General features: G+C 70.4%; 26 protein-coding genes. 14 read left to right on the top strand and 12 right to left on the bottom strand.

Annotated elements, in window-relative coordinates; all coding sequences use genetic code 11:
* Positions 1–83: 83 nt before the first annotated feature.
* Positions 84–659, bottom strand: a complete 576-nt coding sequence (locus AB0F17_RS48065) for a hypothetical protein (RefSeq protein WP_358037832.1) — start codon at positions 657–659, stop codon at positions 84–86.
* A 141-nt stretch (positions 660–800) separates the two neighbouring features.
* Here AB0F17_RS48065 and AB0F17_RS48070 point away from each other — a divergent pair, with 141 nt between their 5' ends.
* From AB0F17_RS48070 to AB0F17_RS48100, 7 genes are all read left to right on the top strand, one after another.
* Positions 801–1430: a helix-turn-helix domain-containing protein gene (locus AB0F17_RS48070; RefSeq protein ID WP_358037835.1), complete on the top strand. Its 630-nt coding sequence runs from the start codon at positions 801–803 to the stop codon at positions 1428–1430.
* A gap of 78 nt (positions 1431–1508) precedes the next feature.
* Positions 1509–2678 (top strand): homogentisate 1,2-dioxygenase domain-containing protein, encoded by a 1170-nt coding sequence (locus AB0F17_RS48075; RefSeq protein ID WP_358037837.1) that lies wholly within the window; start codon positions 1509–1511, stop codon positions 2676–2678.
* The gene (locus AB0F17_RS48080; protein ID WP_358037840.1) at positions 2675–3430 is read left to right on the top strand and encodes a hypothetical protein; all 756 of its coding nucleotides are present in this window, start codon (positions 2675–2677) and stop codon (positions 3428–3430) included. Before AB0F17_RS48075 ends, AB0F17_RS48080 begins: the two co-directional genes overlap by 4 nt.
* Entirely contained in the window at positions 3427–4530 is a 1104-nt protein-coding gene (gene fahA / locus AB0F17_RS48085; protein ID WP_358037843.1) for a fumarylacetoacetase, read from the top strand. Before AB0F17_RS48080 ends, fahA begins: the two co-directional genes overlap by 4 nt.
* 70 nt (positions 4531–4600) lie before the next feature.
* On the top strand, positions 4601–5758 hold the full coding sequence (locus AB0F17_RS48090) for an Ig-like domain-containing protein (RefSeq protein WP_358037846.1): 1158 nt from the start codon (positions 4601–4603) through the stop codon (positions 5756–5758).
* A gap of 72 nt (positions 5759–5830) precedes the next feature.
* Positions 5831–6262: an NfeD family protein gene (locus AB0F17_RS48095; RefSeq protein ID WP_358037848.1), complete on the top strand. Its 432-nt coding sequence runs from the start codon at positions 5831–5833 to the stop codon at positions 6260–6262.
* Between the two features lie 2 nt (positions 6263–6264).
* Positions 6265–7338 carry an SPFH domain-containing protein gene (locus AB0F17_RS48100; protein WP_358037851.1) on the top strand — a complete coding sequence of 358 codons (1074 nt, stop codon included), beginning with the start codon at positions 6265–6267 and terminating at the stop codon, positions 7336–7338.
* 21 nt (positions 7339–7359) lie between these two features.
* On the opposite strand, the gene AB0F17_RS48105 is transcribed toward AB0F17_RS48100, so the two are convergent.
* Positions 7360–7998 carry a hypothetical protein gene (locus AB0F17_RS48105; protein ID WP_358037854.1) on the bottom strand — a complete coding sequence of 213 codons (639 nt, stop codon included), beginning with the start codon at positions 7996–7998 and terminating at the stop codon, positions 7360–7362.
* Positions 7999–8341: 343 nt separating this feature from the next.
* Positions 8342–9517: a Gfo/Idh/MocA family oxidoreductase gene (locus tag AB0F17_RS48110; RefSeq protein ID WP_358037857.1), complete on the bottom strand. Its 1176-nt coding sequence runs from the start codon at positions 9515–9517 to the stop codon at positions 8342–8344.
* A 176-nt stretch (positions 9518–9693) separates the two neighbouring features.
* Between AB0F17_RS48110 and tdh the strand changes: the two genes are divergently transcribed.
* Genes tdh through AB0F17_RS48130 form a run of 4 tightly spaced genes read left to right on the top strand, consistent with a single transcriptional unit; the run spans position 9694 to position 14054 of the window.
* Entirely contained in the window at positions 9694–10722 is a 1029-nt protein-coding gene (gene tdh / locus AB0F17_RS48115; protein WP_358037860.1) for an L-threonine 3-dehydrogenase, read from the top strand.
* Positions 10722–11903 carry a glycine C-acetyltransferase gene (locus AB0F17_RS48120; RefSeq protein WP_358037862.1) on the top strand — a complete coding sequence of 394 codons (1182 nt, stop codon included), beginning with the start codon at positions 10722–10724 and terminating at the stop codon, positions 11901–11903. The genes tdh and AB0F17_RS48120 overlap by 1 nt, the downstream gene beginning before the upstream one ends.
* Before the next feature lie 13 nt (positions 11904–11916).
* Positions 11917–12858 carry a LysR family transcriptional regulator gene (locus tag AB0F17_RS48125; protein WP_358037865.1) on the top strand — a complete coding sequence of 314 codons (942 nt, stop codon included), beginning with the start codon at positions 11917–11919 and terminating at the stop codon, positions 12856–12858.
* Positions 12859–12881: 23 nt separating this feature from the next.
* Complete coding sequence (locus AB0F17_RS48130) at positions 12882–14054, top strand: MFS transporter (protein WP_358037868.1); 1173 nt, start codon at positions 12882–12884, stop codon at positions 14052–14054.
* A gap of 26 nt (positions 14055–14080) precedes the next feature.
* Here AB0F17_RS48130 and AB0F17_RS48135 read toward each other — a convergent pair whose 3' ends face one another.
* From AB0F17_RS48135 to AB0F17_RS48165, 7 genes are all read right to left on the bottom strand, one after another.
* Positions 14081–15697: a GTPase gene (locus AB0F17_RS48135; protein WP_358037871.1), complete on the bottom strand. Its 1617-nt coding sequence runs from the start codon at positions 15695–15697 to the stop codon at positions 14081–14083.
* The gene (locus AB0F17_RS48140; RefSeq protein ID WP_358037874.1) at positions 15694–17469 is read right to left on the bottom strand and encodes an ABC transporter; all 1776 of its coding nucleotides are present in this window, start codon (positions 17467–17469) and stop codon (positions 15694–15696) included. The genes AB0F17_RS48135 and AB0F17_RS48140 overlap by 4 nt, the downstream gene beginning before the upstream one ends.
* Positions 17470–17478: 9 nt before the next feature.
* On the bottom strand, positions 17479–18135 hold the full coding sequence (locus AB0F17_RS48145; RefSeq protein ID WP_246650632.1) for a response regulator transcription factor: 657 nt from the start codon (positions 18133–18135) through the stop codon (positions 17479–17481).
* A 65-nt stretch (positions 18136–18200) separates the two neighbouring features.
* Positions 18201–19622, bottom strand: a complete 1422-nt coding sequence (locus AB0F17_RS48150) for a HAMP domain-containing sensor histidine kinase (RefSeq protein WP_358037876.1) — start codon at positions 19620–19622, stop codon at positions 18201–18203.
* Positions 19622–20317, bottom strand: a complete 696-nt coding sequence (locus tag AB0F17_RS48155; RefSeq protein WP_358037998.1) for a response regulator transcription factor — start codon at positions 20315–20317, stop codon at positions 19622–19624. Before AB0F17_RS48155 ends, AB0F17_RS48150 begins: the two co-directional genes overlap by 1 nt.
* Positions 20318–20331: 14 nt before the next feature.
* Positions 20332–21522, bottom strand: a complete 1191-nt coding sequence (gene lhgO / locus AB0F17_RS48160; protein WP_358037879.1) for an L-2-hydroxyglutarate oxidase — start codon at positions 21520–21522, stop codon at positions 20332–20334.
* The gene (locus tag AB0F17_RS48165; RefSeq protein ID WP_358037882.1) at positions 21519–22508 is read right to left on the bottom strand and encodes an NAD-dependent epimerase/dehydratase family protein; all 990 of its coding nucleotides are present in this window, start codon (positions 22506–22508) and stop codon (positions 21519–21521) included. Before AB0F17_RS48165 ends, lhgO begins: the two co-directional genes overlap by 4 nt.
* Before the next feature lie 72 nt (positions 22509–22580).
* Here AB0F17_RS48165 and AB0F17_RS48170 point away from each other — a divergent pair, with 72 nt between their 5' ends.
* Positions 22581–23078 carry a GNAT family N-acetyltransferase gene (locus AB0F17_RS48170; RefSeq protein ID WP_358037885.1) on the top strand — a complete coding sequence of 166 codons (498 nt, stop codon included), beginning with the start codon at positions 22581–22583 and terminating at the stop codon, positions 23076–23078.
* 91 nt (positions 23079–23169) lie between these two features.
* On the opposite strand, the gene AB0F17_RS48175 is transcribed toward AB0F17_RS48170, so the two are convergent.
* Both AB0F17_RS48175 and AB0F17_RS48180 read right to left on the bottom strand, forming a co-directional pair.
* On the bottom strand, positions 23170–23997 hold the full coding sequence (locus AB0F17_RS48175) for an NAD(P)H-binding protein (protein ID WP_358037888.1): 828 nt from the start codon (positions 23995–23997) through the stop codon (positions 23170–23172).
* 45 nt (positions 23998–24042) lie between these two features.
* Complete coding sequence (locus tag AB0F17_RS48180; protein WP_358037891.1) at positions 24043–24861, bottom strand: NAD(P)H-binding protein; 819 nt, start codon at positions 24859–24861, stop codon at positions 24043–24045.
* Positions 24862–24952: 91 nt separating this feature from the next.
* Between AB0F17_RS48180 and AB0F17_RS48185 the strand changes: the two genes are divergently transcribed.
* Both AB0F17_RS48185 and AB0F17_RS48190 read left to right on the top strand, forming a co-directional pair.
* On the top strand, positions 24953–25357 hold the full coding sequence (locus AB0F17_RS48185; protein WP_358037894.1) for a helix-turn-helix domain-containing protein: 405 nt from the start codon (positions 24953–24955) through the stop codon (positions 25355–25357).
* 83 nt (positions 25358–25440) lie between these two features.
* Complete coding sequence (locus tag AB0F17_RS48190) at positions 25441–25815, top strand: hypothetical protein (protein ID WP_214644251.1); 375 nt, start codon at positions 25441–25443, stop codon at positions 25813–25815.
* Positions 25816–25817 lie beyond the last annotated feature (2 nt).

Consider the following 25817-nt stretch of genomic DNA (forward strand, 5'->3'; position numbering starts at 1 on the left):
CACTTCCTGGCAAGTGTGCGCCGCGCGACCCCGCCGAATCATGCCCGTCGTCCCCCGAACGGCTGGTCAGGCTGGCACTACCGTCAGACGACGATCAGGGCCACCACCACGCCCGCGCAGTTGCCCGCCAGGCAGACACGGACCGGCACCTCGGACACCCCGGCGGCCTCCGGGATGCCGCCGATGTGGCCGTCGGGACCGATCGTGACGCCCTTCGGCAGCCTGCCGTGGTCGGTCACGGAGAACGTGGGCGGCACGCCCGTGGGCCCGCCCTCGATCGTGATCTGCTCGTCGTAACGGTTGCCCACCTTGCCGGGGAAGGCCAGCTCGCTCGGCTGCCAGGGCACGTTCCGCAGCACGACGATCGTGATCTGCTGATCGGCGCAGTCCTGGCCACGGCACAGCAGGACGGGCGCGGCGAAGGTGCCGGGACGCTGGGGCATGCCGTGCAGCTGGCCCGCGGCGTCCAAGGTCACGCCCGGTGCGAGGGCGGCGGGGCGGATGGTGACGTCGTCCTCGAACGGCATCAGGTGAGCATCCACCTCGATGCCCTGCGTGACGTAGAAGACGGTCTCGACGAGCCGCTTGGCCGGGGGATCCCCGTGCGGGACCGGCAGGTCGCTCGACACGGCCACGGTCCGCGTGACCTCCGAGGGCAAGGCGGGAAGCAACGCGCACAAACCCAACCCGGCAACAACCAATCCCCACGTCAGCCGCATTTCGCCCCCCGGTCTGTCTCCCCGATACGTACCCCGGCACCGCGCGGCGTTACTCCTGGCTGACGCGTAGATAATCGGCTCATGGCCGCTGAATCCGCCCAGACTTTGGAACGCGGGCTCCGCCTGCTGAGGCTGCTCGCCGACGGCAAGGGCGGGCGGACGCCCACCGAGCTGAGCACCGAGCTGTCGCTGTCGCGGCCGGTGGTGTACCGGCTGGTGACCACGCTGCTGAGCGAGGGGTTCGTCCGCCGGGACGCCGAGGGGCGGGTGCATCTCGGGTTCGGGGTGCTCGTGCTGGCTCAGGCCGTACAACCGCTGCTTCGGGCGGCGGCGCTGCCGACGCTGCGGCGGCTCGCCGAGGACGTGGGCGCGACCGCGCACCTGACCGTGGCGGAGGGCGACGACGGGCTGGCCGTGGCCGTGGTCGAGCCGTCGTGGACGAACATGCACGTGGCCTACCGGGAGGGGTCGCGTCACTCCCTGCTGCTGGGCGCCGCCGGGCAGGCGATCCTGGCGCTGCGCGAGGGGCGGGCCGACTATCTCGTGACAGAGGGGCAGTTGCAGGAGGGCGCGCGGGGCATCGCCGCGCCCGTGGCCGGGCTGCCGTGGCTGGAGGCGTCGGTCGGCGTGGTGACGTTCGGGCCGCTCGACGAGTCGGCCGGGCGGCGCGTGGTCGAGGCCGCCGACGAGCTGGCCGGCGCGCTGGGTTGACATCGCCCGCCCCATGGCGGACGGTGGTTGCAGATAGAGGACACAGATGTCCGATAAACGGACGCTCGGGAGGCGAGGATGCCTTACTACCGCGTCGTGGGCGAGGTGCCCCGAAAGCGGCACACCCAGTTCAGGCGGCCCGACGGCGGCCTCTACGCCGAGGAGCTGATGGGCGAGGAAGGCTTCTCGTCGGACTCCTCGCTGCTCTACCACCGTTACCTGCCGACCGCGATCGTCAAGGCCGAGGCCGTCACTCCGTCGGCGGACCTCCGCCTGGAGCCGAACCTGCCGCTGTCGCCGCGCCACTTCCGCACCCAGGACCTCGGCAGCGCGGGTGACCTGGTGGCGGGGCGGATGCAGTTGGCGGGCAATGCCGACGTCCGGTTGTCGTACGCCACCAGCGACCGGCCCAGCGAGCTCTACCGCAACTCCATGGGCGACGAGTGCGTGTACGTCCAGGCGGGCCGGGCCCGCTTCGAGTCGACGTACGGCGTCATCGAGGCCGGCGCGGGCGACTACATCGTCATCCCGACCGGCACGATCCACCGGTGGGTGCCCGACGGCCGGGTCAACGTGCTGGCCATCGAGGCGTCCGGGCACATCAGGCCGCCCAAGCGCTACCTGTCCCAGTACGGGCAGTTGCTGGAGCACGCCCCCTACTGCGAGCGCGACCTGCGCGGCCCGGCCGAGCCGCTCGTCGTCGCGGGCGAGGAGGTCCCGGTGCTGGTCCGCACCTGGGGCGGGCTGACCAGACTGGTCTACCGCAACCACCCGTTCGACGTGGTCGGCTGGGACGGTTATCTGTATCCGTTCGCGTTCAACATCAATGACTTCGAGCCCATCGTGAAGAAGACGCACGCGCCGCCGCCAGTCCACCAGACGTTCGAGGGGCCGGGGTTCGTGGTCTGCTCGTTCTGCCCGCGTCCGCTGGACTTCCATCCCGAGTCCGTGCCGATCCCCTACAACCACCACAACGTCGACTCCGACGAGTTCATGTTCTACGTGGGCGGCGACTACTCGGCCCGCAAGGGCTCCGGCATCGACGTCGGCTCGATCTCGCTGCATCCGGCCGGCTTCACGCACGGTCCGCAGCCCGGGGCGGTGGAGGCGGTCATCGACGCCGTCGGCCGCGGCATCACGACCACCAGCGAGATGGCCGTGATGATCGACACCTTCCGCCCGCTCGACCTCGGCCAGGCCGCTCTGACCTGCGAGGACCCCGGCTACGCATGGACCTGGGCCCGATGAACCTCTACATCGCACTGGTCGACGACGCGGGCCTGTTCCCGCCGACCTCCCTGCACATGTCGGAGGCGCTGGCCCGCCACCAGCGCGACCAGGAGCGCGCCTCCCAGGTGCTGACCCACCGCTTCCTCTGCCCCGCCAGCCGCCTGGACGGGCTGCGCCGCGAGGACGCCCCGCCGCTCCGGATCGGGCTGATCGTGGACACGCCGGAGATCCCGCCGTTCGACGACCTGCCCGTGGACTCGGTCGAGATACGGGTGGACGCCCTCGCCCTGCTGCCAGAAGGCGGCCTCCCGCCGAGCGTGCGGCTGTTCGTCGAGGTGCCCGCCGGGAGGTACGTCGCCGACAGGCCCGAGGGCGCCGCGCTCAAGGTGCGCTGCGGCGGCTCGGCCGCCGAGGACTTCCCGCCGGTCGAGCATCTCGCGGCGTTCATCCGGTTCTGCGCGGAGCACGACATACCGTTCAAGGCCACCGCCGGGCTGCACCACGCCGTACGTCATTTCGACCCCACGCTCGGCGTCGACCGGCACGGCTTCCTCAACCTGCTGCTCGCCGTCTGTGAGGCCGTGGAGCAGCGCGACCCCGTGCCCGTGCTGCGCACCACGGACGTGAGCCACCTCGTACGGCTGGCCCGCGCCGTGTCCGAGGAGACGGCGAAACGGGCCAGGGCGCTGCTGGTGAGCTATGGCTCGTGCAACACCGGAGCGCCACTGGACGATCTGCGCGTGCTGGGACTGATCGAGGAGGACGCGTGACCTGGGGTGCCGACAACCTGCCCTACGGGGTGTTCTCCCGGCGCGGCGAAGCGCCACGAGTGGGCGTGCGCTACGGCGACCGGGTCCTCGACCTGGCCGCCGCGCTGCACGACGAGGTGTTCGCCGCTCCCACCCTGAACCCCTTCATGGCCAGGGGGCGCACCGCCTGGCACGACACCAGGACGCTGATCGCCACCAAGCTCACCTCCGACCTCGCGATCACCGAGCCGCATCTGGTCCCGCTGGACCAGGTGCGACTGCACATGCCGTTCGAGGTGGCCGACTACGTCGACTTCTACTGCTCGCTGGAGCACGCCACCAACCTCGGCCGGATGTTCCGGCCCGGCACCGAGGGGCTGCTGCCCAACTGGCGGCACCTGCCCGTCGGCTACCACGGCCGGGCGGGCACGGTCGTGCCGTCCGGGACCCCGATCACCCGGCCGCACGGCCAGCTCGGGGCCGGGCGGTTCGGACCGTCCGCCAAGCTCGACCTCGAAGCCGAGCTGGGCTTCGTCATCGGAGTGCCGTCCGAGCTCGGCGCGCCCGCCGGGGCCTTCGAGGACCACGTGTTCGGGGTGACGCTGGTCAACGACTGGAGCGCGCGCGACATCCAGGCGTGGGAGTACGTGCCGCTCGGGCCGTTCCTGGGCAAGTCGTTCGCCACCTCGATCTCGCCGTGGATCACGCCGCTGGAGGCGCTGCCCCGGATACCCGGCCGCGCGCAGGAACCCGAGCCGCTCGACTACCTGCGCAGGCAGGGCGACTGGGGGCTGGACGTCGCCGTCGAGGTGTCGATCAACGGCGAGGTCGTGTCCCGCCCGCCGTACTCCGGCATGTACTGGACGCCGGACCAGATGCTCGCCCACATGACGGCCAACGGCGCCGCCCTGCGGACCGGCGACCTGTTCGCGAGCGGCACGATCTCCGGCGAGCAGCGCGAGGAGCGGGGCTCGCTCATCGAGCTGACCTGGAACGGCACCGATCCGATAAAGCTCGCCGGCGGAGAGACCAGGACATTCCTGGAGGACGGCGACACTGTGACGATCAGAGCCACGGCCGGCGGCCGCACATTGGGGGAGGTTTCCGGAACCATCCGATAGATGACTTGGCGTGCTCATTTCGTGACTCCCCGCTAACCTGGGTACCCCCTTCCCGGAAAGCAGGATTGAGATGCGGCGCGCCGCGGCCACCTTCCTCGTGGCCCTACTCCTCACCGCGGGCTGCGGCTCGGTAACCGCCGAGCGACCGGCGCCCGTGCCGCCCGTCGTGCGGGTCTCCCCGGCCTTCGACGCGCTGCGCGCCCGTACGGATCAGGGCCTGGTCGTCAAGGCGCAGGGCGGCAAGCTCAGCCAGGTGCTCGCCTTCGTGGCCGGCGCACCGGTGCCGGGCACGCTCGACGCCTCCCGTACGACCTGGCGCTCCTCCTGGACGCTGGCCCCCGGATCCGAATACACGGTGACCGTCACCGCGGCGCGTCCAGGCGCCCCGTCGACGGTGGCCATGGGCCGCTTCCGCACCCGCGCCGCCGGCCATACCTTCCAGGTCGCCTCCATCACCCCGCTGCCGGGCGAGACCGTCGGCGTCGGCATGCCGATCATCCTCGACTTCGACACCCCGGTGCACGACAAGGCGGCCGTGGAGCGGGCGCTGGAGGTCAAACCCGCCGCCGAGGGCGCGTGGCGCTGGGTCGGCGACACCCGGGTGATCTATCGCACCCGCGACTTCTGGACACCGGAGCAGCAGATCACGGTCACGGCCCACCTGACCGGGGTGCGCATGGCGCCGGGCGTCTACGGCGTGACCGACCGCACGTTCGCCTTCACCGTGGGCCGCGAGCAGTCCAGCTCGGTCGACACCCGGACCCACCAGATGGTCGTCAGGCGCGGCGACCGGATCGCGCAGCGCATGGCCATCAGCGCGGGCATGGCCACCACCCCCGAATACACCACGACCAGCGGCATCCACCTGACCATGGACAAGGGCAACCCGGTCCGCATGGTCTCGCCGGGCCGCGTCAAGGGCGAGCCCGGCTTCTACGACGTACTGATCGACCATGCCGTGCGCATCTCCAACAGCGGCGAATACGTCCACGCCAAGAACAACGTGTGGGCCCAGGGCCATGCCAACGTCAGCCACGGCTGCCTCAACGCTCGCCCCGACCAGGCGGCCTGGTTCTTCGCCGGCTCGCTGCGCGGCGACCCGGTGACGATCACCGGCACCGCCCGCCCGCTCCAGTGGGACAACGGCTGGGGGTTCTGGCAACTGCCGTGGGAGAAGTGGCGGCAGGGCAGCGCCTTGTACCGCCCCGCGCCCCTGCCACAGCAATGATTCCGGCATTACGGTAGGAGAGGGGAACCAGTCGAGTACCCAGGCCCGTTATGCCATCAGGAGGGCCGGAACATGGATGAATGGATCATCTGGATAATCCTGGCAGTCGTCCTCGGCGTGGCGGAGATCTTCACCGTCACCGCAGCGCTCGGACTGCTCGGCGCGGCCGCCCTCCTCACCGCCGCGACCGCCGCCATCGGTCTGCCCGTTCCCCTGCAACTGCTGGTCTTCGCCCTGTCTTCCGCGGCCGGTCTGATCGTGATCCGGCCGGTCGCCATGCGTCACCTCCGGCAGCCACAACTGCAGCGCTTCGGCGTGGAGGCGCTGCTCGGCAGGCAGGCGTACGTCGTGTCGGAGGTCACCGGACGCGAGGGCAGGGTACGCATCGGCGGCGAGGAGTGGTCCGCGCGCGCCTATGACGAGACCCTGGTAATCCCCACGGGGGCGACCGTCGATGTCATAGAGATCGAGGGCGCCACAGCCCTCGTATATCCCCGGGAGTGACCATGAACCCGCTGTTGCTGGTCGGACTGTTCGTCATACTGTTCGCGGTGTTGACGGTGCTCAAGGCCGTGCGGATCGTGCCCCAGGCACGCGCCCGCAACGTCGAGCGCCTGGGCCGCTACAACCGCACGCTGAAGCCGGGACTCAACTTCGTCATCCCGTACATCGACCGCGTCTACCCGATGATCGACCTGCGCGAGCAGGTCGTGACCTTCCGCCCGCAGCCGGTCATCACCGAGGACAACCTGGTCGTCGAGATCGACAACGTCCTCTACTTCCAGGTCACCGACCCCCGGGCGGCGGCCTACGAGATCGCCAACTACATCCAGGCGATAGAGCAGCTCACCGTCACCACCATGCGTAACGTCATCGGCTCCATGGACCTGGAGAAGACGCTCACCTCCCGCGACACCATCAACAGCCAGTTGCGCGGCGTGCTCGACGAGGCCACCGGCAAGTGGGGCATCCGCGTCAACCGCGTGGAGGTCAAGGCGATCGACCCGCCCAAGACCATCAAGGACGCGATGGAGAAGCAGATGCGGGCCGAGCGTGACAAGCGGGCGGCGATCCTCAACGCCGAGGGCCAGCGCCAGTCGCAGATCCTCACCGCCGAAGGCGACAAGCAGAGCAGCATCCTGCGCGCCGAAGGCCAGCGCACCGCCGCCATCCTGCAGGCCGAGGGCCAGTCGCGGGCCATCGACCAGGTCTTCCAGGCGGTTCACCGCAACGACCCCGACCCCCAGCTGCTCGCCTACCAGTATCTGCAGATGCTGCCGCAGCTCGCGGCGAGCCCCGGCAACACGTTCTGGGTGATCCCCAGCGAGGTCACCTCGGCGCTGCAGGGCGTGTCGAAGGCGTTCACCGAAGCACTGCCCAGGTCGGCGGCGACGCGGGAGGAGCTGCCGGAGAGCTCGGCGGCGGACGAGGAGGTCGCCAGGGCTTCGGAGGCGGCGGCGGCGGCCGTGGCCGACGCCCAGGACCACGACAGCCCCAACGGGCCTCGCCAGCTCACGCAGGGCGAGCAGGACCCGTCGGCCGCCTTCCCCGACCTGGAGAAGGAGCACCAGGAGCGCTGACCGGCCGGGTGCCCGCCGCGATCACGCGGCGGGCACTTTTGGCGGCGCCGACTCCCCTTGGGCGGCTGTGGCCTCGATCTTGGCCTCGATCTTGGCCTTGGCTTCGACTTTGGCTTCGACGAGGGTGGGACGGCAGGCCACTTCGAGGAGATCCCGCACCTGGGGTGCCCGGTGCACGACACTGGCCCGGCAGGCCAGCTTGACCGCCGCGTCGGCCAGGGTGACGTCCCGGTTCGTCTCCGGAACGTTGTCGCCCATTTTGGTGCGCAGCCACTCGGAGATCTCCGCCCAGGAGTAGAGGCTGACGTTGTCAGCCTCGATCAGCGGTTCGGGAAAGCCGCCGGGCCCACGCTGCCCGCTCGCCAGCTGACGGAAGCTGGCCTGCGTGCGGCCACCGTGTCGCCGGGCCGCGTCGCCGAGCGTCACCGCGTCACCTTGCCCCACGCCGACGGCCCACAGCTTGTCGACCGAACTGATCTGGATGAGCACAGAAGTGATCGCCTCCAGGAGACTCTCCCCTTCGCGCTCGCACATGAGGTAGACGCCGCCATCCGGGTCCCCTGCCACTGCGGAGTCGTCCAGACCCGCCTCGTAGAGGGTGTCCGTCTCTTCGTCACTGGGCGCCCGGTTCAGCATGACGCGGAAGTTCCAGTTGTTCATGAGCCCTCCTCTCTCGTGCTGCACTCAGCATGCTCGTGAGCCCATTCGAGAATGCCTTTGGCGTGGTTTCCCGGATTACGTGGCGTCGACCACACTTTGAAAGGCGTGGCTCCGCATGAGCACTGGACGCACCCCCAGCGATGCCCGTTGTGGTCCTCGACCACGGTCAGTGTCTGGATCTTGCGCAGCCTCTTGAAAGCCGCGTTGATCTCGTTGTGTTGATGTCTGCCTCGACAACCATGTTCTAACTGTGCAACAGTGTTGCACAGTTAGAACGGCATTTCCAAGCCAGGAGCCCCAACCTGCACCGACAGCGGCGCGTCCGTGGTGTCGACCACGTACGTCAGGGTTCCCGCTGTCCACGGTCGAAGTACGCCGCCAGCTCCGGGTCGATCGGCGGGACGTCGTACGGCATGCCGCCGTCGCGTAGCGACATCGTGGCCATGTAACCGGCGGCGACGCTCATCCGCGCGGCCACCGGGGACGTGTCGGTGACCCCGCCGTCCCGGACGAACCCGCAGAACTCCCGCATGATGTTCGTGTCGGCACCGCCATGCGAGCCGGTGGCGTCGGGCACCCGGTACGCGATGTCGCCGTCGCTCCGGTAGCCCGACGGGCCGGTGTTCCAGACCTTGACCGTGTCGCCGGGGCCGTCGCCGAAGTTCTCCAGCCGGCCCTCGGTGCCGATCACCGTGTAGTTGCGCACGTAGTCGGGGGTGAAGTGGCACTGCTGGTAGGCGGCGATGACGCCGTTGTCGAGGCGCATGTTCATCACCGACACGTCCTCGACGTCGACGACGTGGTTGAGGTCGCCGCGGCTGGCCGGTGGCCACTCGTACTCGCTCAGCCAGCCCTCCGGCCTGGGCGTGCCCGGCTCGCGGCGCGGCAGGTCGCCGTAGAGCATGAGGTCGCCGAGGGCGTTCACCCTGGTCGTGTAGCCGCCGGCGAGCCAGTGGATCACGTCGAGGTCGTGCGCGGCCTTCTGCAGGAGCAGGCCCGTGGTCCGGGTGCGGTCGGCGTGCCAGTCCTTGAAGTAGTAGTCGCCGCCGTAGGAGATGAAGTGGCGCACCCAGATCGTCTTCGGCTCGCCGATGACGCCCTGCTGGATGATGTCGCGCATCAGCCGGACCACGCCCATGTGCCGCATGTTGTGCCCCACGTACAGCCGGGTCCCGGTCCGCCGCGCGGCGCGCAGGATGTTGTCGCAGCCCTCCACGGTGATGGCCAGCGGCTTCTCCAGGTAGACGGCCTTGCCGGCCTCCAGGCAGTCGATGGCGACGCGCTCGTGCGTGTTGTCGGGCGTCAGGACGATGACCGCGTCGAGGTCTCGGCGGTCGAGCAGCCGGTGGTAGTCCTCGGTCAGGAACTCCGCGTCGAACCCCTTCGCCTGGCTCTTGAGCACCTCCGGATCGGAGTCGCAGAGCGCGGCCACGACCGAGCCCTGACCCGGCTGGTGCGCGTAGCGTGCCAGGTTGCCGCGGAGGCCGAGGCCGATGATTCCGATGCGCAGGTCTTCCACCCAAGCGAGGCTAGCGCTCGTTTATGCAAATAACCAGCGCTAAAACTGCTATATCGGGCACGCCGTACGAGTGGCGTGAAGGGAAGCTGTGGGGGCACTTAAGAATCCTTCGATGGACACGTCCCTAGGCGAGCGGGCACAGTGCGTTAGGTTCGGGGCAGAGGGAGAGATGAGCCATGAAAGCGCTGGTCAAGGAGCGAGCCGAGCCCGGATTGTGGCTGGCCGACGTGCCGGAGCCCACACCGGGTCCGGGTGAGGTGCTGATCCGGGTGCTGCGTACCGGCATCTGCGGCACCGACCTCCACATCCGGAAATATGACGATTGGGCGCGGCATACTCTGAAGCTTCCGCTGATCGTGGGGCATGAGTTCTCCGGGCACGTGGTCGAGGTCGCGCCCGGTGTCGAGGACATCTCCGTCGGCGACCTGGTGAGCGGCGAGGGGCACATCGTCTGCGGCAAGTGCCGCAACTGCATGGCCGGGCGCCGCCATCTGTGCCGCAACACCATCGGACTCGGCGTGAACCGGGACGGCGCCTTCGCCGAATACGTCACGCTGCCCGCCTCCAACGTCTGGAAGCACCGGGTGCCGGTCCATCCCGACGTGGCGGCCATCTTCGACCCGTTCGGCAACGCCGTACACACCGCGTTGTCGTTCCCCCTGGTCGGCGAGGACGTGCTGATCACGGGCGCGGGCCCGATCGGGCTGATGGCGGCGGCGGTGGCCACGCACGTGGGCGCGCGCAACGTGGTGATCACCGACGTCAGTGAGGAACGGCTCGACCTGGCCGGCAAGCTCGGCGTCTCCCTGGCCCTGAACGTCTCGCGGACCTCGATCGCCGACGGCATCACGCGGCTCGGCATGCGCGAGGGCTTCGACGTCGGGCTGGAGATGTCCGGGAACCCGCGGGCCGTCCGAGACATGATCGCGAACATGACGCACGGCGGGAAGATCGCGATGCTCGGGCTGCCCGCCGAGGAGTTCGCGATCGACTGGGCCACGGTGGTGACCTCGATGCTCACCATCAAGGGCATCTACGGCCGTGAGATGTACGAGACCTGGTACAACATGTCGGTGCTGCTGGAGAAGGGCCTCGACCTGTCCCCGGTGATCACCGACCGCTACTCGTACCGCGATTTCGACGCCGCCTTCGACACGGCGGCCAGCGGCCGCACGGGCAAGGTCATCCTGGATTGGAGCGTTTGATGTTCACGAACGTACGCGATCAGCTGCGTGCGACGCTCGACGAGATCACCGAGGCGGGGCTGCACAAGCCCGAGCGGGTGATCACCACGCCGCAGAGCTCACAGGTGGGCGTGACCGGGCGAGAGGTGCTGAACTTCTGCGCCAACAACTACCTCGGCCTGGCCGACAACCCCGAGGTGGTCGCCGCCGCCAAGGAGGCGCTCGACCGCTGGGGCTTCGGGATGGCCTCGGTACGGTTCATCTGCGGCACCCAGGAAGTGCACAAGGAGCTCGAAGCCCGCCTTTCGCACTTCCTCGGCCAGGAGGACTCCGTCCTCTACAGCTCGTGCTTCGACGCGAACGGCGGCGTCTTCGAGACGCTGCTCGACGCGCAGGACGCGGTGATCTCCGACGCCCTGAACCACGCGAGCATCATCGACGGCATCCGGCTGTCGAAGGCCCGCCGCTACCGCTACGCCAACCGCGACATGGGCGAGCTGGAGGCCAGGCTGAAGGAGTCGTCCGACGCGCGGCGGCGGCTGGTGGTGACCGACGGCGTGTTCTCCATGGACGGCTACCTGGCGCCGCTGGCCGACATCTGCGACCTGGCCGAACGCTACGACGCGATGGTCATGGTCGACGACTCCCACGCGGTCGGGTTCGTCGGGCCGACCGGTCGCGGCACGCCCGAGCTGCACGGTGTCACCGACCGGGTGGACATCATCACCGGCACCCTGGGCAAGGCGCTCGGCGGGGCCAGCGGCGGCTACGTCGCGGCGCGCAAGGAGATCTGCGAGCTGCTGCGTCAGCGCTCCCGCCCGTACCTCTTCTCCAACTCCCTCGCCCCGGTCATCGCCGCGGCCTCGCTGCGCATCCTCGACCTGCTGGAGACCTCCAGCGAGGCCCGCGAGCGGCTGCGCGCGAACACCGCCCGGTTCCGCGCCAAGATGACCGAGGCCGGGTTCGACATCCTGCCCGGCGACCATCCGATCGCCCCTGTGATGATCGGCGACGCCGCCGAGGCCGGGGCCATGGCCGAGCGGCTGCTGGAGCTCGGCGTGTACGTGATCGGGTTCTCGTACCCGGTCGTGCCCCATGGCCAGGCCCGGATCCGGGTCCAGTTGTCGGCGGCCCACTCGGCCGAGGACGTGGACCGCGCGGTCGACGCCTTCATCCAGGCCCGCACGTCGCCACTGACCTGAGTATTCTCGCTGCGTGATAGACACGCGGCGGCTGCGTACGTTGCGCGCGGTGGCCGACCATGGCACGGTCACCGCCGCGGCCGCCGCGCTGCACCTCACCCCCTCGGCCGTCTCCCAGCAGCTCGGGGCGCTGGAGCACGAGGTGGGCCACCGGCTGTTCACCCGCGACGCGCGCGGCGTCCGCCTGACCGCGGTCGGCCAGATCATGCTCACCCACGCCAACGAGGTGCTCGCCCAGCTCGAACGCGCCGAAGCCGAGGTCGCCGCCTACAGCACGGGCGCGGCGGGCGAGGTGACCGTCGCCTGCTTCGCCACCGCGATCAGCGCCGTGCTCTCCCCCGCCATCACCGCCCTCCGCACCGGCTCCCCGGGGCTGCGGGTACGGGTACTCGACGCCGAGGGCGACCACAGCCTGACCATGCTGCTCGACGACCGGGCCGACCTGGCCATCGCGGTGGAGTATCGCGGCGCCCCGGACGCGGCCGACCCCCGCCTGCACCGATCCGCCCTGTACGCGGAGCCGTTCGACCTGGTCCTCCCCCAGGATCACCCTCTGGCGGGCTCCGGCGGCCCGCCCCCGGCGGACGCGGTCCGGCTCGGCGATCTCGCCGGCGAGACGTGGATCGGGCCCTACCCCGGCAACCCCGTCCACGACGTGATCACGTTCGCCTGCGAGCAGGCGGGCTTCTCGCCGAACTTCGCGCACTGCTCCGACGACTTCCGCGCCGTGGTGGCACTGGTCGGAGCCGGCGCGGGAGTGGCACTGGTGCCCAGACTGGCCCTCCGCGACATGGTGCTGCCGGGCGTGGCGGTACCGGGCGTCGCGGTACGTCGGACGCCGGGTCCCGAGCGTCGGGTCTTCGCGGCCGTGCGGCGCGGTGCCCAGGCGCATCCTCTTCTCCGGCCCCTGCTCGACACCCTGCACACGATCTCCGATTCCCTAGGGGCCGGGTGAAACGTTTGGGCTAGTTTGGGCGCATGGGGCAGGGCGTACCGTACCGGAGGCTGTTCGGTCTGCCAGGTGTGACGGCGCAGGCCGTCCTCGGGTTCCTGGCCCAGCTCACGCAGCAGGTCGCGCCGGTGGGGATCGTGCTCGTGGTACAGGCTTCGAGCGGGTCGCTGGTGCTGGCGGGGCTGGCCGCGGCGGCGTTCGCCATCGGCGCGGGGATGGCCAGGCCGGTCCAGGGACGCGTCATCGACCGGCGGGGGCCGCGGGGGGTGCTGGCCGTCAGCGCGTTGGCGCACGTCACGGCCCTGATCGCGGTGGTGGTCGGCGCCGAGTCAGGGTGGCCGGGGTGGGCGATCGTGGCACTGGCCTGGACGGCGGGGGCCGGGCTGCCGCCGGTCTCGGTGACCATGCGTGTCGAGTGGGGCGCCCGCCTGGCCGCGGAGGGCCGTACCGCCGCCTACAGCCTCGTGTACCTGGTGCAGGAACTGGCCATGCTCACCGGCCCGCTGCTGTTAGGGGTGCTGATCGCGCTGGCGTCGTCGTCGCTGGCGCTGGGCGTGGTGGCCGTCGCCGCGGGGGCGGGCACGCTGGCCTTCTCCCGGGCGCTGCGGGTCACCGATCCCTCGCGGGCGGCGGGGCGGGGGCGGGTGTTCCGGCATCTCGGGATGCGGTTGCTGCTCGGCGTGGTGGTACTGCTCGGCGGGGCCATCGGGGCGCTGGACGTCGGGGTGCCCGCTCTGGCGGCGGCCCGGGGCATTCCGGCCGCGACGGGCCTGCTGGTGGCGGCGCTGTCGCTGGGCGGCGTCGCCGGGGCGGCCGTCTACGGCGCCCGCCGGTGGACGGCCGCTCCCGCCCGCCGGCTGACCGGGCTGATGCTGGTCTTCGGTCTCGCGCTGGGGCCGCTGGTGCTGGTGTCGTGGCTGCCGCTGTTCTGGGTGGTGCTCTTCGCCGGGGGGCTCATGCTCAATCCGGCGCTGACGACCACGTCGCTGCTGGTGGACGAGCTCGCGCCGGGGGCGCAGGCGGAGGCGTTCGGGTGGGTGTCGACGGCGGCGGGCGTGGGGGCCGCGGCGGGGTCGGGGGTGGCCGGGGTGGTGGGGCAGCAGTTCGGGCCGTCGATGCCGTTCCTGGTGGCCGCCGGTTTCGCCTGCCTGGGCGCGGCTCTGTCGACCCTCCTCCTCGGGCCCGCCGGCCGCCCCTGACAGACCGTCAGGCCGCAGGAGGCGGGTCAGGCGCGGGCGCGGGTGATCGCTTCGGTGAAGCGGGTGTGCCTGGCCAGTTCGCCCTTCACCGGCTCCAGTACGTACTCGGCGCCGACCTGGGCGATGGCCGACCGCAGGTCCCTCGCCACGCGACGCGCCCGGCGATGCCCACCCGCCCAGGCCGCCAGCCGGGACAGCAACGCGATCAGCACCCCGGCCAGCGCACCGCCGCCGAGCAGCACCGTAGGCCACGGCACCACGCCCAGCGTCGGCAGGGGCGGCTGAGGCAGGCGCAGGTAGTCCATGCCGAACAGCACCCCCAGCCACAGCCCACCGGCGACCATGACGGCGAACACCAGCCACTGCAGCATCCCCACCACCCGCCACCACCTCGGCCGCTTGATCGCCCCGAGTGAGGTCGTCGCCACCGCCCGGTCCACGGCGTCGGCCAGTTCCACGGCCCGCGACCGCGCCGCGTGCCGTACCGCCGCCGCCCACACCCCCGCCAGGTCACCCGCCGCCGCCTCGCCGACGTCACGGATGGCGGTCTCGACCTGTGCTTTCTGTACGGCCGAAGCGACCGGGAGAGACGTACGGCCGACGATCTCCCGCTCGGGTGAAGTGGTGCTCGTGCCGATGCGCAGCCTGCGCAACGGGTCGGGCCGGAACCGCCGGACCCACTTGGTGACGGGCCAGCCGGTCGCCACCACGGCCCGGTGCCGGTGCCCCTTCCGTACGGCCGCCACGACCAGCGGCACCCCGGCGGCCTCGGACAGCGCGTCGGTGAGCGGCTTCCCCAGCCCGGCCACCGCGCCGGCGTCCGGGAGCGGCGTGGCGGACTGGTCGGCCAGGTGGTCGGCGGCGGCGGACACGTCGGCGGACAGGCGGGCGGACCAGGAGCGGCGCTCGGCCACCCGCTCCGCCAGGAGCGCGCGCAGCTCGGCCAGGCCCGCACCCGTACGCGCGGAGACACCGAGGATCGGCACCCCCGCCAGCCCGTCGTCGTCCAGGAGGCGGCGCAGGTCGCGCAGGCACCGGTCCACCGCGTCGGGCGGCAGGCGGTCGATCTGGTTGAGCACTACCACCATCACGTCCCGGTGCCCGGCCAGCGGGCGCAGGTAGCGCTCGTGCACCGCCGCGTCGGCGTACTTCTGCGGGTCCAGCACCCACACCAGCAGATCCACGAGCTCCACCAGCCGGTCGACCTCCAGGCGGTGGGCCAGCCGGATGGAGTCATGGTCGGGGAGGTCTAGCAGGATAAGTCCGGAAAAATCGGGGCCGACAGCGGCCGGGGAGTGCCGTTGGGGGATCTCCAGCCAGTCGAGCAGTGGCCCCGCCCCCGCCCCGTCCCACAGCGCCGCCTGCGCGGTCGAGGTGGTCGGCCGGGTGACGCCCACGGCCGCGAGCTCGTCCCCGGCCAGCACGTTGAACAACGACGACTTCCCGCTCCCCGTGGCCCCGGCCAGTGCCGCCACGGTGTGATCCACCGACAGGCTGCGCCGTACCCCGGCCCGTTTCGCCACCGCCCGCGCGTGGGACACCACGTCGGCCGGCAGCCGCCCCTCGGCCAGCTCGGCCGCCTCCAGCAGCGCGGCCAGCCGGGAGTCCAGCGACGGCCCCTCCTTGCGACGCAGCAGCTTCACGACCCCTCACCTTCAGCGAAACCTTCAGCGAGACCCTCAGCCGGACCTTCAGCGACGTCGATCGGAGCCGTGCCCGACGGCAGTTCGGTGCGATGGGCGCGGACCGATTGGGCGGCCTCCCGCAGGGCGCCCGCCGCCCCGGCCGGCGGCTCGACCGCCGTCAGCAACTCGGTGAACCGCCCGGCCTCCTCCTCCAGCAGTCTCCGCACCCGTTCACGCAGATCCTCGCGCGCCTGGACGGTCAGCGTCCGCACCGCCTGATCACCGAACACCGCCTCCAGCAGCTTCTGCGACAGCACGCTGGTCCCACCCGCGATCCCGACCTCGATCCCGGTCAGCCCACCCGTGGAGGCGAACACGGCCAGCATCAACAGCAATCCCGCTCCGTTCACCCCGAAGGAGGCGATCCTGGCCGTGGTGCGCTTCTCGGCACCCTCGTGGCGGACCAGGTCGAGGACGTACTCCTGCCACCCCCGCACCGCCGCCGAGGCCCGCTTGCTCAGGTCGGGGGAGGTCCGGCCCAGCCGGGCCGCTTCCACCGCGCCGACGTCGGCGATGATCCCGGGACCGCCGGGCGCGGCCGACCAGCCCTCCAGGCTGCGCTCGGCGGCACCGTCGGCGGCGCCTCTGATCAGAGTCTCTACGCCGCTCTCCAGCGCGTCTCGCAGCGACGCGGCCGGCACCCGCCCGGTGAAGAAGCCGACGACCCGGTCACGCAGCCATCCCACCCGGCTCTCCAGCGAGCGCATCAGATCGCCGGTGCCGATGAAGTCCTGCCAGCGGGCCAGCACCTCGCCGCGGAGCAGCGACCCGTCGCGCATGCCCTCGTCGAAGTCGGCCAGCCCGCCCGAGTAGGCCCCCGACACGATGGACCGCAGCGCGTCGAACCCGGCCTGCTGCCGCGTGACGGAGTCGGCCAGCAGCGGCACCCGCGCGACCAGGCTGTCCAGCGCCCCGGACAGCGTCTGCCGGACGACCCGGGACCGTTCGGCCGCGTCGGTGGCCAGCTCGGACAGCCACGCGGAGATGGGCGACACCAGTGCGGTGGGCAGCCGCGCCTTCTCCGACGGCAGCGCCGCCTCGGGCACGGTGAACAGCCGGGTGCCGGTGAGACCGTTCTCGACCAGCAGGCGTTCGAGGTCGCGGGTGACGGGCTCGACGGCCTCGGCGGGCACGCGGTCGAGCACGAGGGCGAGCGCCGTGCTGCGTTCGCGCGCCGAGCGCAGGAAGCTCCACGGCACCTCGTCGGCGTAACGGGCGGCGGTGGTGACGAACAACCACAGATCAGCGGCGGCCAGCAGTTGCGCGGCCAGCTCGCGGTTCGCGGTCACCACCGAGTCGATGTCGGGCGCGTCGAGCAGCGCCAGCCCCGCGCCGAGCGACGGAGAGGTGACCACCCGCAGCGCCCCGGCGGCCGATCCGGTGCCGCGGGACAGCCCGGGGAGCACGTTCTGGCCCATGAACCAGTCGCGGTCGGCCGGGCTCACCACCAGCGTCGGCACCAGCGTGGTGGGCCGCAGCACGCCCGGCTCGGCGACGTCGGCCCCGACCAGCGAGTTGACCAGCGTCGACTTGCCCGCCCCGGTGGAGCCGCCGACCACGGCGAGCAGCGGCGCGTCGATGGCCCGCAGCCGGGGCAGCAGGTAGTCGTCGAGCTGGCCGGTGAGCTCCTTGAGCGCGCGCCGGTCGTCGGCCGCCGCACCGATCTCGAGCGGGAACAGCTCGCGATCGAGCCGGTGGCGCAACTCCTCCAACGCGCCCAGCAGATCCATAGGACCACGCTAGCCCGCCGGGGGCTCCCGCAGCACATAACCGACGCTACGCAGCGTGTGGATGAGCCTGGGCTCGACGTCGTCGACCTTGCGCCGCAGATAGGAGACGTAGGACTCGACCACACCGGCGTCGCCGCCGAAATCGTAGTTCCACACGTGGTCGAGGATCTGCGCCTTGGACAGCACCCGCCCGGCGTTGGACATGAAGTAGTGCAGCAGCTTGAACTCCGTCGGCGACAGCCGTACCTGCCGCCCGTTGCGCCAGACCTCGCGGGCCTCCTCGTCCAGCTCCAGGTCGGCGACCTGGAGGCGGCTCGCGGGCGCGTTCTCCCCGCGCGTACGGCGGAGCACCGCGCGGATCCTGGCCTGGACCTCTTCCAGGCTGAACGGCTTGGTCACGTAGTCGTCGCCCACACCCAGCCCGAGGATCTTGTCCTCGGTGGCGTCACGGGCGGTCAGGAAGAGCACCGGCACGCCGATCCGCTTGGCCACCTCGAACCCGTCGAGATCGGGCAGCATGACGTCGAGCACGACCAGGTCCGGCGTGGTCCGCTCGGCCACTTCGACGGCCTCGTAGCCGTCGGCGGCGGTCAGCACCTCGAAGCCGGAGAAGCGCAGGCTCGCGGACAGAAGGTCCCGGATGCTGGGCTCGTCGTCCACCACCATGATCAGCGCCTCGGGTTTAGTCACCTACCCAGAGTGACTCAGGAGGCTGAGGAATAGCTGAATGCTCACTCCAAGGCGAGTGGGAGTTCGACCCGGAACGTGGAGCCCGAGCCGGGCGCGCTGTCGAGCAGCACCGTGCCGCCGTGCGCCGTCACCAGCGCCTGCACGATGGCCAGGCCGAGCCCGCTGCCCCGGTCGTCGCCCGAACGATGCCGCGACCTGGCCGAGTCGGCCCGGTAGAACCGCTCGAACACCCGCTCGACCTGCTCGGGCGTCAGACCGGGCCCCTTGTCGGCCACTTCCAGGAACGCCGTGTCGTCGCCTGCCCCGACTCTTATCGCCACCGGGGTGGCCGGCTCGGTGTGGGTCAGGGCGTTGGTCATGAGGTTGGTGACCACCTGGCGCAGCCGTACCTCGTCGCCGGAGACGATCAGCGCCGCGCCGCCGACGACGTCCAGGCTGATCACCCGGTCGGGCGCCAGGATGCGCGCGTCGTGGACCGCGTCGGCGGCCAGCGCCAGCATGTCGACCGGCCGCATGCGCAGCGGGCGCTGCTGGTCGACGCGGGCGAGCAGCAGCAGATCGTCCACGAGCAGGCTCATCCGGCCCGCGGCCTTCTCCACGCGCTGCATCAGCTCGGCGGCGTCGGCCTTCTGGTTCTGCCTGGCGTACTCGGCGAAACCGCGGATCGAGGTGAGCGGGGTGCGCAGCTCGTGCGAGGCGTCGCCGATGAACTGGCGCATCCGGTCCTCGGAGCGGCGGGCGGCCGCCTCGGACGCGGACCTGGCGGCGAACGCGGCCTCGATCTGCGCGAGCATCCCGTTGAGCGACAGGGCCAGGCGGCCCACCTCCGTACGCGGGTCGCCGGCCGGCACCCGGCGGCCGAGCTCGCCGCCCGCGATGGCCTCGGCGGTGCTCTCGATCTCGGTCAGCGGGCGCATGCTGCGCCGGACCATCGCGACGCCCACGACGGCGAGGATGAGCAGGATGCCGCCGCCGCCCAGCAGCTCGATGAGGCCGAGCCGCCGGGTGATGTCCCTGACCTCCTCCAGGTCCGCCGCGATCACGTAGTCGCCCGCCGGTATCGAGGTGTGCAGCACCCGCCACTCGCCGTCGCCGCTGACCGCCCGCGTCGTGTAGAGGCTCGGTCCCGGCGACTGCGACAGCACCGGCCTGGGCCTGGCGTCCACGTCGCGGTCGCCGAACACCGGGGCCAGCGTCCCTCCCGGCGGCTGCACCAGCACGATCGTGTCGGACTCGATCAGCGCCATCTTGTCGTTGGTCTCTTTGCCCCGTTCCCGCTTCTCCTGGTCGTGCTTGAGTTTGTTCTCCACGCGTACGGCGAGCAGCTGGATCTGGCTGTCGACGCGGTTCATCAGGTAGCCGTGCAGCACGGAGACGCTCACCACGCCGATGAAGGTCAGCCCGAGGCCGAGCAGCGCCAGCATCGCGGCGATCAGCTTGATCCTGAGCGGCAGGCCGCGCATCACGGACTCGGCGGCAGCCGCAGGACGTATCCGACACCGCGCAACGTGTGAATGAGCCGCGGGTTGCGGTTGTCGATCTTACGGCGGAGCACCGACACGTAGGACTCGACGATTCCGACCTCGCCTCTGAAGTCGTAATCCCAGACGTGGTCGAGGATCTGCGGCTTCGACAGCACCCGGCCCGCGTTCGTCATGAAGTAACGCAGCAGCTTGAACTCGGTCGGCGACAACGACACGGCGTTGCCGCCGCGCCACACCTCGTGGCTCTCCTCGTCGAGCTCGATGTCGGCGAACGTCAGCCTGGGCGGCGGCGCCTGCAATTCTCCACTGGTACGGCGGAGCACCGCGTGGATCCTGGCGACCACCTCTTCGAGGCTGAACGGCTTGGTGACGTAGTCGTCGCCGCCGATCGTCAGCCCGCGGATCTTGTCCTCGGTCTCGTCGCGGGCGGTCAGGAAGACCACCGGCACGTACACGCCTCCGCCGCGCAGCCGCCGCACGATCTCGAAGCCGTCGAGGTCGGGCAGCATGACGTCGAGGACGACCAGGTCAGGACGGTGCCGTTGAACGGCGGTGACGGCGTCCAAGCCGTTCTTGACCGTGGACACGTCGAAACCCGCGAACCTCAGGCTCGCGGCGAGGAGTTCGAGGATGTTGGGGTCATCCTCGACGATCAGTAGTCGCGCTTCCATCATCTCCAAGCATGCACTCAACGGACGAGTGCTGGGACAATTCCGGCGATGTGCCTGGCAATCGCCAGGCTGGAGGTGGCCGCGGGAGACGGCGCGTTGCGTACCAGCACGACCCTGCCCTGTACGTCCACGGCGAAGTCGTCGACCAACCGGCCGTCCTTCGCCACGGCCTGGGCGCGTACCCCGCCCTCGGTTCGCCGCAGGTCGGAGGCGGTGAGCTCGGGCACATAGCGGCGCGCGGCCCGGACGAAGGCCCCCTTGACCAGCGAGCCGTGAACCTCCTTGAGCCCGGTGCGCCAGTGCTGCCGGGCCATGCGCAGCGTGCCCGGCCAGCGCAGAATCTGCCAGGAATTACGGAGGTTTAGTCCCCGATAGCCCTCGTATGCGAGCGCCAGCACCGCGTTCGGCCCGACCAGGACCTCACCGTCGATGTGCCTGGTCAGATGGACGCCGAGGAACGGGTATCGAGGGTCGGGCACCGGGTAGATCAGGCCGCGCACCAGGTCCCTGGCCGCGCCCTCGAGCGCGTAGTACTCGCCCCTGAACGGCACGATCCTGATGTCGCCCGGCCGTCCCGCCATCCTGGCCACCGCGTCGGTGCTCAGTCCCGCGCAGATCACCAGCCGGTCGAAGGCGAACCGCCGCCCGGCGGCCAGCACCTCGACGCCCCTGGAGGTCTCCCTGATCGCCCTGACCGGGTGCTCGAGCCGTACCGAACCGCCCAGCTCGGCCACGTCGAGCGCGAGCCGGCGCGCGACGGCGGGGAAGTCGGCGATCGCGGTGTGCGGCGAGTGGACCGCGCCGACGCCGACCGCGTGCGGCTCGATCTCGCGCAGGGCCAGCGCGTCCAGCTCGACGATGCCGGGGACGCCGTTCGCCCTGGCCCGCTCGGCCAGCGCCGCGAGCCGCGGCCGCTCGGCGCCGGTGCAGGCCACGACCAGCTTCCCGACCTCCTCGTACGGCAGGCGGTGGTGCGCGCAGTACTCCTTGAGCAAGGCGACGCCCTCCCGGCAGAGCCTGGCCTTGAGCGAACCCGGCGGGTAGTAGATGCCCGCGTGGACGACGCCGCTGTTGTGGCCGGTCTGGTGCGCGCCGACGCTGTTCTCCTTTTCGAGAACGGTCACCTCGGCACCCCTGGAGGTGGCGAGCTCGCGGGCGACCGCCAGGCCGACGATGCCGGCCCCGATGACGCCGATCTTCTCTGTCACGGCGCCAGTCTGCCGACTCTGCGCGAATCCAGGTGGCCTTCAGCGGCAAGCCACCGCAATGTATCCGAAACGGTGTCTTCCACCGGGCGCAGGGTGAGCTTGAGGTCCTTGAGCGCGGGGCCGTCGTCGGTGGGGACCAGGGTGAGCATGAAGTCGGCCGCGTCACGGGTGAGCGGGTAGTCGATGGGCACCAGCCGCTTGAGCCCGTCGAGCGTCGCGGCCATCCCGCGCAGCAGTCCACCGGGCATCCGGTAGGTCCGGCCCGCCCGCCCCGTCACCTCCGCGCATATTTCTGCCAACTCCCCCCAGGTACAGAAATGTCCCCCCAGCAGGTAGCGGCGATCCCGGCGGCCGGGTGTGAAACAGCGGGCCAGCGCGACGGCCAGATCCCGGACGTCCAGCACGCTCACGCCGCCCGGCACGACCGGCCACCCCCACCGCAGGCCGGCGCGGAGCCCCTCGTTGAGCGCGTCGAGCGTCGGCTGCCCCGGCCCGGCGATGCCGCCCGGGTACACGATGGTCACGCCGCCCAGCCCCCTGGCGTACCGCTCGCCCTCGACCTTGGACCGGCCGTAGGCGTTCCTGGGGCTGGTCAGCGGGCTGTCGGCGGTGATGAGCGGCTCTGCGGGCGGCACGAACACCGCGATCGTGGAAACGTGCACGATCGGATCCAGCCCCAGCTCGGCGGCCTGCCCGAGCACGTTGCGCAGCCCGACGACGTTGGACCCGTGCAGGTCGGTCCCGTGCCCGGTGACCCCCATGTCGGCGGCGGCGTGCAGCACCGCGTCACACCCGTCCAGAGCGGCTCGTACGGCCGGCGCGTCGCGGATGTCCCCCTGACGGACCACCCACTCCCCGACTCCCAGCACACGCCGCACTTTTTCCGGACTTCTCGCCAAAAGGCAGGGCTCATGTCCGGCAGCGACCAGGGCCGCGACCGCATGCGACCCGACGAACCCCGAGGCACCGCTCACCAGGACACGCATGCCAGGAAAGCTAGCGCTTACTTGGTATTACATCAACCGACCGAAGATCGAACCTCCCCTAAAATGGGCAGAGTGCAGGAAATCGTGACATACGTCGAGATGACCGCTGCCGATCAGCTGAATCCAGGCGCGGCCGTACCCGGTCTCGCCTTGGAGCCCTTGGACCGAGGCTCGCCGCTGGTCATCGACCTCCAGTCCCGGATCGGTGCGCCCTATGGCTGGCAGAGCACGCGACGGAGCGAACACCAATGGGCCACCTGGTTCGCTCAGCACCCTGCGCGGATGTTCTCGCTGCTGTCCCTGAACGATGAACCGATAGGCACGGCCGCCTACGACGGCCACCCCGGCGAGGAGGTCGAGATCGAGACCTTCGGGCTGCTGCCCGAGTTCACCGGCAAGGGCCTGGGCGGATACGCGCTGACGCTGACGGTCCAGCGCGCATGGCGGTCGACCCCCTCCGTGCGGCGGGTCTGGCTGCACACCTCCAACCTGGATCATCCCCACGCGCTGCCCAACTACCATCGGCGCGGCTTTCACACGTACAAGACCGAAATCGGCGAACGCGGCTGATCCACCCGAAATTGGTAGGTGGTGCGGGCCGGCCGACGTCGCGTTGTGCTCGCGGCCGGCCGTGCGAGAACGCCGTCCTCACCCGGACGCGTTATTTGAAGGCCGCGATGTTGCGCTCCGCCCACTCGGCGAAGGTGCGTGGCGAACGACCGAGGAGCCGCTCGACGTCGGGGCTCACCTGCTGTTCGGCTGCCTTCGGCTTGCCCAGGATATCGAGGGTGGACTCCACGATCGGCTCGGGCATGAACTGCAGCATCTGCGCCCGAGCCTCCGCCCGGCTCTGCTCGACGAACTGAACCGGCTCCCCCAGCACGTCGCCGATCGCCATCGCCTGCCGGCGAGGGGAGATCGGTTCCGGTCCGGTCAGCACATACGCCTTGCCGACATGACCGGCGTCCAGCAACACCGCTGCGGCGACCTCGGCGATGTCGGCCGGATCGATGGTCGGCAGTGCGACATCGCCGAACGGCGCGGTGACCATCCGCTGGGTGCGGACCATCTCGGACCACTGCAACGTGTTGGAGTCGAAACCCCCTGGCCGCAGCAGGGTCCATTCGAAATCCGACTGTGTCAGCGGGTCCTCCAGCGTCGAGGGGTGGCTTCCTGTGGCGACGCCCTGGGAGGACAGCAGGACGATCCGGCGAATTCCTCCCGCTTTCGCGACGTCGAGGACATCGCCCACGTTGCCACCGGCCGCCACGAAGTCGCCCGAGGTCAGCAGAAACAGCACTTCGGCACCATCGAGGGTGGGCGCGAGGCTTTCCGGCCGGGCCAGGTCGGCCTGCTGATGCCGTACTCCGGTCGGCACATCCTGCGGTGAGATTTTCCGCGACACGGCGGTCACCTGTTCACCGGCCCCAACCAGCGCCCGCACGAGCGGCTGTCCGACGTTGCCTGTGGCTCCCGTCACCACGATCATGTTCTCTCCTAGATGTCGATGTATGTGGACTCGATGAAGCTCGCGTTATTTGAAGGCCGCGATGTTGCGCGCCGCCCACTGGGCGAAGGTGTGAGGCGAACGACCGAGGAGCCGCTCGACGTCGGGGCTCACCTCCTGCTCGGCGGCGGACGGTGCGCCGAGGGCGCCGAGAGTGGCCTCCACGACCGGCTCGGGCATATATCGCAGCATCTGGCTCCGCGCCTCCTCGCGGCTCTGCTCGACGAACCGCACCGGCTCGCCCAGGGCGTCCCCGATCGCCGCGGCCTGCTGCCGGGGTGAGATCGGCACCGGTCCGGTCAGCGTGTAGACGTTGCCCTCGTGGCCCGGCTCGCGCAGTGCGACGGCGGCGACCTCGGCGATGTCGGCCGGATCGATGGCCGGCACCGCGACGTCGCCGAACGGCGCCCGGACCACCCGTTGCGCGCGGACCGAATCGGCCCACTGGAACGCGTTGGAGGCGAAGTTGCCCGGCCGCAGCATCGTCCATTCCAGCCCCGACTGCTTGACCGCGTCTTCCAGACGCGAGGGGTGGCGTTTCGTGCCCACGCCATGGGAGGACAGCAAGACGACCCGCCCGACGCCGGCCGCCCGCACGACGCTCATGACGTCACCGAGATCGCCGTTCGCCATGAAGTCGGGGGAGGTCAGCAAGAACAGCGCTTCGGCTCCTTGCAGGGCCGGCTTGAGGCTCGCCGGCTCAGCCAGGTCGGCCTGCTGGTGCCGCACCCCCTCCGGCACGTCCGAGATCTTTCGCGACACCGCCGTCACCTGCTCGCCGGCCGCGACAAGCGCCCGCACGAGCGGCTGCCCGACGTTACCCGTGGCTCCAGTCACCACAATCATGTTCACTCCCAGTTCCTTTGTGGACTCGATGGAAGCTACTAGCGCTGTGATAGTAGGTACCTAGACGAAAGTATTGGCAGGAAGGCTTATTGTGACCAACGACACAGCTTGGGCGACCCCGGTCGACGTCCTCCCGGAACAGGCGTGCCCGATCGCCCCGGTGGTCGACATCGTCTTCAGCCGCTGGACCACTCCGATTCTGTGGGTGCTCAACGAGTACGGGCGGCATCGGTTCGTAGAGCTGGAACGCCGGATCACCACCATCACCCCCAAGGTGCTGACCGAACGGCTGCGGCGACTGGAACGCGACGGGCTCGTCGTGCGCACCTACTACCCCGAGGTACCGCCGCGGGTGGAGTACGAGATCAGCGAACTGGGACGCAGCCTCGCGCCGCTGTTCGCAACACTCGCCGAGTGGTCGGTCAACCTGGGCCAGGTCGAGCAGGCTCGGCTGGACTACGACGCCAGGAAGCCGATCAACAGCCGTCGAACCTGACCCGAAGACCGCGGAAAGCCACGATCGCCACCGTGGTCGGGGCGTCCTCCCGACATGAAATCGAACGTGAGTACGATGGATTCATGTATCTCCCGCCGGAGTGGCCGCCCGAGGTCCGTCCGCCCAGCGTTCCAGAGTGGGAGACCTCGGCCGTGTCCTGGTTGCTCGACGCCGTCCCGCCCGACTATCGGGCGTATGAGGTGCTGCGGCGCCACCCGATAGCGCTGGCCAGAATGGCGCTTCATCACGTCAATTCGGCTATTGAGGCGGCCAGGGCGGGATACCGGGGTGCCGCCGTGGAACTCAAGCCCAGCCTCCCGCCCCATGCTGTTGAGGCAGTACTCGACGTCTATCGCCAGGAAGGTCCGCGGCTGGTCCGCTTGGCCCGCTCCATCGAAGTCGTCGAACGAGCTCTCCGCGGCGAGGGTTTCACCGCGTTGCTGCGCGATCCCCGCTAAGG

The sequence above is a fragment of the Nonomuraea sp. NPDC026600 genome (genome assembly GCF_040638335.1).
GTDB lineage: Bacteria > Actinomycetota > Actinomycetes > Streptosporangiales > Streptosporangiaceae > Nonomuraea.